The organism is Leisingera sp., from assembly GCF_982940295.1.
The window spans coordinates 73,456-81,063 of sequence record NZ_CEYXRG010000021.1; the positions used below are offsets into that span (position 1 = coordinate 73,456).

Annotated in this window: 8 protein-coding genes; 7 read left to right on the forward strand and 1 reads right to left on the reverse strand. The window is 63.1% G+C overall.

Annotated features, from left to right (window positions below; genetic code table 11):
• Positions 1–3: 3 nt before the first annotated feature.
• Positions 4–444, reverse strand: coding sequence for a MarR family winged helix-turn-helix transcriptional regulator (locus AC4HIX_RS17295; RefSeq protein ID WP_475049105.1), 441 nt, complete (start codon positions 442–444; stop codon positions 4–6).
• Positions 445–515: 71 nt separating this feature from the next.
• Here AC4HIX_RS17295 and hmgA point away from each other — a divergent pair, with 71 nt between their 5' ends.
• From hmgA to maiA, 7 genes are all read left to right on the forward strand, one after another.
• Positions 516–1,871, forward strand: coding sequence for a homogentisate 1,2-dioxygenase (gene hmgA / locus AC4HIX_RS17300; protein ID WP_490399882.1), 1,356 nt, complete (start codon positions 516–518; stop codon positions 1,869–1,871).
• A gap of 105 nt (positions 1,872–1,976) precedes the next feature.
• Positions 1,977–3,233: a fumarylacetoacetase gene (fahA, locus tag AC4HIX_RS17305; protein ID WP_490399883.1), complete on the forward strand. Its 1,257-nt coding sequence runs from the start codon at positions 1,977–1,979 to the stop codon at positions 3,231–3,233.
• An 82-nt stretch (positions 3,234–3,315) separates the two neighbouring features.
• Positions 3,316–4,266 carry an MBL fold metallo-hydrolase gene (locus AC4HIX_RS17310; RefSeq protein ID WP_490399884.1) on the forward strand — a complete coding sequence of 317 codons (951 nt, stop codon included), beginning with the start codon at positions 3,316–3,318 and terminating at the stop codon, positions 4,264–4,266.
• A 151-nt stretch (positions 4,267–4,417) separates the two neighbouring features.
• Complete coding sequence (locus tag AC4HIX_RS17315; RefSeq protein WP_490399885.1) at positions 4,418–6,028, forward strand: FAD-dependent oxidoreductase; 1,611 nt, start codon at positions 4,418–4,420, stop codon at positions 6,026–6,028.
• 5 nt (positions 6,029–6,033) lie between these two features.
• Positions 6,034–6,252 (forward strand): DUF2783 domain-containing protein, encoded by a 219-nt coding sequence (locus tag AC4HIX_RS17320; protein ID WP_375543578.1) that lies wholly within the window; start codon positions 6,034–6,036, stop codon positions 6,250–6,252.
• A complete protein-coding gene (locus AC4HIX_RS17325) occupies positions 6,249–6,791 on the forward strand; it encodes a VOC family protein (protein WP_490399886.1) in 543 nt (180 codons plus the stop codon). Before AC4HIX_RS17320 ends, AC4HIX_RS17325 begins: the two co-directional genes overlap by 4 nt.
• A 60-nt stretch (positions 6,792–6,851) precedes the next feature.
• Complete coding sequence (maiA, locus tag AC4HIX_RS17330; RefSeq protein WP_490399887.1) at positions 6,852–7,484, forward strand: maleylacetoacetate isomerase; 633 nt, start codon at positions 6,852–6,854, stop codon at positions 7,482–7,484.
• Positions 7,485–7,608: the final 124 nt, after the last annotated feature.

A 7,608-nucleotide genomic window follows, 5' to 3' on the forward strand; every position in this document is an offset into this window, starting at 1 on the left:
TGTCTACGGCTCCAAGCCTGCTAATTTGCGCAGCATATACCGCAAAATCGCAACCTCGCCGGTTGTGAACTGCCGGCACAGCCTGGCATCGAACTCCTGCGCCACCTCCCGCAGCTCCCGGTAGGCGGCCTGCCCCGCAGGGGTCAGCGTCAGATGCTCCGCCCGGCGGTCGTTTTCATCCCGGGTGCGGGTCACGAACCGTTTCTCGGCCAGCTTGGCCACGGCGCGGCTGATCTTGGTCTTGTGGATCTTGGCCCGCTCACCGATCTCCTTGGCCGTCATCTGGCCGTAGTTGCCCAGGTGGAACAGCACCCGCCATTCCGTGCGCAGCATACCATAGCGGTCCTTGTAGTGCCGCTGAAACCCCAGCGAGCTTTCCTCGGCTGCCCGGTTCAGCAGAAATGGCAGGAAATCCTGCAGAGTGAAGTCATCTTTTTCGGTCATTTGCGTCCTCTCTCCCTTGTTAGTTACAAAAACAACTAATATCCCGCAAGCAGTGACAGGAGGAACGCGCGATGAATCGGCCAGCCGATCCCCATAAAATGATCCAGGCTCCCTCGATTGCGGGGCCGAACGAGGGCTATATGCCCGGCTTTGCCAACGACTTTGAAACCGAGGCGCTGCCCGGTGCCTTGCCGCAGGGCATGAACAGCCCGCAAAAATGCAACTACGGCCTTTATGGCGAACAGCTGAGCGGCACGGCCTTTACCGCCGACCCGCCGGAGCGGACCTGGACCTACCGGATCCGCCCCTCGGTGAAGCATTCGCACCGCTATGAGAAAATCGGCCTGCCGCATTGGAAGTCGGCGCCATGCGTCGATCCGGACGTGGTCTCGCTGGGCCAGTACCGCTGGGACCCGGTGCCGCATTCGGAGGAAGGCCTGACCTGGCTCACCGGCATGCGGACCATGACCACCGCGGGCGATGTGAACACCCAAGTCGGCATGGCGAGCCATATCTATCTGGTCACCGAGTCGATGGTGGACAGCTATTTCTTCTCCGCCGACTCCGAGCTTCTGGTGGTTCCCCAGGAAGGGCGCCTGCGGTTCGCGACCGAACTGGGCATCATCGACCTGGCGCCACAGGAGATCGCCATCATCCCGCGCGGACTGGTCTACCGGGTGGAAGTGCTCGAAGGCCCCTGCCGCGGTTTCGTCTGCGAGAACTACGGCCAGAAATTCGAACTGCCGGGCCGCGGCCCGATCGGTGCCAACTGCATGGCCAACCCGCGCGACTTCAAGGCACCTGTGGCCGCGTTCGAGGACCGCGAGACGCCCTCGACCGTGACCATCAAATGGTGCGGCCAGTTCCATGAGACCAAGATCGGCCACTCGCCGCTGGATGTGGTCGCCTGGCACGGCAACTACGCGCCCTTCAAATACGACCTGCGCACCTATTGCCCGGTGGGCGCGATCCTGTTTGACCACCCGGATCCGTCGATCTTTACCGTGCTGACCGCACCGTCCGGCGTGCCGGGTACTGCGAATATTGATTTCGTGCTGTTCCGCGAGCGCTGGATGGTGGCCGAGAACACCTTCCGCCCGCCATGGTACCATAAGAACATCATGTCGGAGCTGATGGGCAATATCTACGGCCAGTATGACGCCAAGCCTCAAGGCTTTGTGCCGGGCGGCATGTCGCTCCACAACATGATGCTGCCGCACGGGCCGGACAAGAACGCCTTCGAGGGCGCGTCGAACTCCAACCTCGGCCCGGAGAAGCTGGACAACACCATGTCCTTCATGTTCGAGACCCGCTTCCCGCAGCATCTGACCGCATTTGCAGCCAAGGACGCGCCGCTGCAGGATGACTACATCGACTGCTGGAGCGACATCGAGAAGAAGTTCGACGGCACGCCCGGCCTGAAATGAATTGGTGAGGGGGCGCTGCCCCCTCTGGGCCTCATCGGCCCATTCACCCCCGGAGTATTTCCGGAAAGATGAAAAGGATCTTCGGATCCGGAAACTGGAGACACTATGCCTCTGCTGAAATCCTGGGTGGCCTCGGCCAATGATGCGGACCACCCGTTCCCGCTGAACAACCTGCCTTATGGCGTGTTCTCCGTCGACGGTGATGACCCGCGCTGCGGTGTCGCGATCGGCGATATGATCCTGGACATGCAGGCCGCCGAGGAAGCCGGTCTGGTCCAGCTCGGCGATGCGCCGCTGTTCGACGTGCCCTATTGGAACGATCTGATGGAAGAAGGCCCGGCGGTCTGGGCCGCGCTGCGCGACCGTCTGACCGCGCTGCTGTCCGAGGGGGCAGTGGAGCAGGAAAAGGTGGAGCCGCTGCTGGTTCCCGCTGCCGATGCCGAGCTGCACATGCCCTTTGCGGTCAGCGAATACACCGATTTCTATGCTGGCAAGAACCACGCCTTCAACGTCGGCACCATGTTCCGCGGCCCGGAAAACGCGCTGCCGCCGAACTGGCTGCACATTCCGATCGGCTATAACGGCCGCGCCTCTTCGGTAGTAGTATCGGGCACCGATGTGCGCCGCCCCTGGGGCCAGCTAAAGGGGCCGAATGACGACAAGCCGCGGTGGGCCCCCTGCGCGCGCTTTGATATCGAGCTGGAGATGGGCGCGATCGTCGGCACACCCTCCGATGGGCCCATCACCGTGCAGGAAGCGGATGACAACATCTTTGGCTATGTGCTGCTGAACGACTGGTCGGCGCGCGACATCCAGGCCTGGGAATACCAGCCGCTTGGCCCGTTCCTGGCCAAGGCCACTGCCAACACGATCTCCCCCTGGATCGTGACCAAGCCGGCGCTGGAGCCGTTCCGCTGCGACACGCCGGAGCGCGAGGTGGAGCTGCTGGACCACCTGAAGGACTGCGGTCCGATGCTCTATGACATCAACCTCGAAGTGACCCTGGCGCCGGAAGGCAAAGAGGCCACGACCATCGCGCGGACCAACTACAAGGAGATGTATTACTCCGCCGCGCAGCAGCTGGCGCACCACACCACCTCGGGCTGCCCGATGAACGCTGGCGACCTGCTGGGCTCCGGCACCATCTCCGGCCCGACCAAGGAAAGCCGCGGCTCGCTGCTGGAACTCAGCTGGGGCGGCAAGGAGCCTTTGACGCTGGACACCGGCGAGGAGCGCTCCTTCATCGCCGATGGCGACACGCTGACCCTGAAAGGCGCGGCCAAGGGCGATGGCTACACCATCGGGTTCGGCGACTGCACCGGCACCGTGCTGGCTGCTCTGGAAGATCCGTTCAAGAGGTAAGCACCGCTTTTCCTCTTGCCCCAAATATCCCCGCCGGAGGCTCCCGCACTTGCCTCTGGCGCACCGTTGAAAGGACAGACACATGGCCAAGGCATTCGCGTCCCAAGGGGACATGAGCGAAAAGAAAATCTCCTTCACCGAAGTGGGCGAAGGCCTTTATGCCTTCACCGCCGAGGGCGATCCGAACTCCGGCGTGATCATCGGGGACGACAGCGTGATGATCGTCGAGGCGCAGGCGACCCCGCGGCTGGCCAACAAGGTGATCCAATGCGTCCGTTCCGTGACCGACAAGCCGATCACCCATGTGGTGCTGACCCACTATCACGCCGTGCGCGTGCTGGGGGCCTCTGCCTTTGGCGCGCAGCAGATCATCATGGGCGACACCGCCCGCGCCATGGTGGTGGAACGCGGGCAGGAGGACTGGGACAGCGAATTCCAGCGCTTCCCGCGGCTGTTCGAAGGCCATGAGAGCATCCCCGGGCTGACCTACCCGACCACAACCTTCTCCGACGACATGACCGTCTATCTCGGCAACCGCCGGGTCGACCTCATGCACCTGGGCCGCGCCCACACCGCGGGCGACATCGTGATCCATGTGCCGGACCAGAACGTGATGTTCACAGGCGACATCGTTGAATACCACTCTGCCTGCTACTGCGGCGACGGCCATTTCGGTGACTGGGGCAGCACCCTCGACAACATCAAGGCGTTCGGCGTCGACGCCATTGCACCGGGCCGCGGCGATGCGCTGGTCGGCAAGGCGATGGTCAACGCCGCCATCGAAAACACCCGCGATTTCGTCGAAAGCACCTACCGCCCGGCGGCCAGGGTGGCGGCCCGCAACGGCACCCTGAAAGAGGCCTGGGACGCGGTGCGCGCCGAGTGCGATCCGAAGTTCGCAGACTACGCGATCTATGAGCACTGCCTGCCCTTCAACGTCGCCCGCGCCTATGACGAGGCCCGCGGCATCGACACCCCGCGCATCTGGACCGCTCAACGCGATCTGGAGATGTGGGAGGCCCTGCAGGGCTGAGCCCCGGGCAGAACTTGCAACCGGGGCGGTTTGATTCAGATCGTGTCGCCCCGGCAGAACCTGTGAGACGCTAGACCATGCTCCCGGCTGACCCCCGCCGGGAAAGGGTTGTGCTGTGCCTGACGGCACCCGGAATTTGGGAGGAGACCTGATGAACAAGATCTTTGAAGTCCCTTTGTACCCCTACACGCGCCATGCGGACCAAGATGCCTCTTCGCCCGTGCGCCGCAAGGTGGTGGTGATCGGGGCGGGCCCGGTGGGCCTGGCTGCGGCCATCGACCTGGCCCAGCAGGGCACCGAAGTGGTGGTGCTGGACGACAACGACAAGGTGAGCTTTGGCTCCCGCGCGATTTGCTTTGCCAAGCGGCCGCTGGAAATCCTCGACCGGCTGGGCTGCGGCCAGCCCATGGTCGACAAGGGCGTGCAGTGGAACACCGGCAAGGTGTTCTTTGACGACCGCCAGGTCTACGAGTTCAACCTGCTGCCCGAAGAGGGCCACAAGCGCCCTGCCTTCATCAATCTGCAGCAGTACTATTTTGAGGAATACCTGGTGAACCGGGTCCGCGAACTGGAGGAGCAGGGCGCACCGATAGAAATCCGCGGCCGCAACAAGGTTTCCGCCATCGGCACCCATGCCACCCATGTGGTTCTGGAAATCGACACCCCTGAGGGCGCCTACAACCTGGAAGCCGACTGGCTGATTGCCTGCGACGGCGCCGGCTCCCCCACCCGGCAGATGCTGGGCCTGGATTTCGTCGGCCGGGTATTTGAGGACAACTTCCTGATTGCCGATGTGATCATGGAGGCAGACTTCCCGACCGAGCGCTGGTTCTGGTTCGACCCGCCCTTCAACAAAGGCCAGTCCGCGCTGCTGCACAAGCAGCCCGATGGCGTTTGGCGCATCGACCTGCAGCTCGGCTGGGATATCGACAAGGAGCGCGAGAAACGCCCCGAGAACGTTATCCCGCGCCTTAAGGCAATGCTGGGCGAAGACGTGAAATTCGAGCTAGAGTGGGTGTCGATCTACACCTTCCAGTGCCGCCGGATGGAGCAATTCCGCCACGGGCGGGTGATCTTTGCAGGCGACGCTGCGCATCAGGTCTCTCCCTTCGGTGCCCGCGGTGCCAACTCCGGCCTGCAGGACACCGATAACTTGTGCTGGAAGCTGAAGCTGGTGATGGACGGCAAGGCGCCGGAAAGCCTGCTCGACAGCTATGACGTGGAACGCATCCACGGCGCCGATGAGAACATCCTGAACTCGTCCCGCTCCACCGATTTCATCACCCCGAAATCGGAGATCAGCCGGGTGCTGCGTGACGCGGTTCTGGACCTGTCGGAACAGTATGAGTTCGCGCGTCCCCTGGTGAACTCCGGCCGCCTGTCGGTGCCCTGCACCTACGACGGCTCGCCGCTGAACTCGGCAGATGCGCTGGACGGGCCGGAGCGCACCCGCCCCGGCTCCTCCTGCCCCGACGCCCCGCTGGGCGACGGCTTCCTGCTGGACAAGCTGGGCGGCAAGTTCGTGCTGCTGACCATCGACGCCGACGCCCCCGATGTGATCGAGGAAGAAGGCATCGAGGTCACCCGGCTGGCCCTGTCGATCAAGGATGACAAGACGCTGGCGCTGCAGGAGCGTTACCTGGGCAAGCTTGAAAGCGGCGTCTACCTGATCCGCCCGGACCAGCATGTGGCCGCCCGCCGCCCCAGCTTTGACGAAAACCAGTTCCGGCACGCAATCCGCCGGGCCATCGGCAAGGAGTAACCGCCATGACCGAGACCGATCAGCTGATCCTGACCGCCAACACCGAGCGCGCCGACGACTTCTATGCAGATCTCCTGGCCGCGCATGAGGGCCTCAGCAGGTCCGAAAGCGATGCGCTGAATGCCCGCCTGGTGCTGGTGCTGGCCAACCACATTGGAAAACGCGCGATCCTGAAACAGGCGCTGGCCGCGGCCGCGCTGAAACCTGGGGAGGACACCGCTTGAAAATCGAACAGATTCACCACGTCGCCTACCGCTGCAAAGACGCCAAAGAGACGGTGGAGTGGTACAACAAGATGCTGAAGATGGACTTTGTCCTCGCAATTGCCGAGAACCACGTGCCATCAACGCATGAACCCGACCCTTACATGCATATCTTCATGGATGCGGGCAACGGCAATGTCCTGGCCTTCTTCGAGCTGCCGACCAAGCCCGAGATGGACCGCGACCGCAACACGCCGGTCTGGGTGCAGCACATCGCCTTCAAGGTGAAGGACCGCGATACGCTTATCCAGTTCAAGGAGCATCTGGAGGCCAATGGCGTCGAGGTGCTGGGCGTTACCGACCACTCGATCTTCCATTCGATCTACTTCTTTGACCCGAACGGCCACCGGGTGGAGCTTGCCTGCCCTGATCCGGCAGAAGAGGCGCTGCTTGAAAAGCTGGACGCGGTGAAGTGGGAGATGCTGGAGGAATGGTCAAAGACTAAGAAGGCGCCGAAACACGCGGACTGGCTGCACGCCAAGGAACTGAACAAAGGCTGATCCCGCTGGAACAGCCAAAGGCAGCCCCCGGGCTGCCTTCTCAATACGGGGAGGATGCCGATGGGAGGCACGGTTCTTTATGATTACTGGCGGTCGTCGGCCAGCTACCGGCTGCGCATCGCGCTGAATCTCGCGGGTATCAGCTACACCGCTGTCCGGGTTGATCTGGTCAAGGGGGAGCACAAGAGCCCGGAACATCTGTCCCGCAACCCGCAGGGCTTCGTGCCTGTGCTGGACATCGACGGTCTGCGCCTGACCCAGTCGCTGGCGATCCTCGACTACTTGGACGAAACCCGGGACCTTGGTCTGCTGCCCCGCGATCCCGGGCAGCGGGCCCTTGTGCGGGCACTGGCGCATTCGGTTGCGGTCGACGTGCATCCGGTTTGCAACCTGCAAGTGGCCAAACACGCCACCGCCCTCAGCGGCAGCGCGCCGGATATGCCCAAGGCCTGGATGCAGCATTTCATCCGCCCCGGCCTGCAAGCGTTCGAGGCGCTGCTTGGCGGCTTCGAACAGACGCCTTTCTGCACAGGCGATGCACCGGGGCTTGCAGACATCTGCCTGATGCCGCAGCTCTACAACGCGCGCCGCTGGGAGGCGGATTTTTCGGACCTGCCGCGCATCTGCGCGGTAGAGGCCGCCTGCTCCGAACACCCCGCGTTTGCAGCCGCGAATCCGGATCAGAACGACTGAGCAGCTGCCCCCTTGCGGCGTCTCAGCGGTCCGGATTTGTTGCGTGGCGCCGGTTCTTCTAGCCTTGGAAACGCAAAACCGCCGCTTGCGTTTATCGCAGCGGCGGTTTTGTTTGTGTGATCGT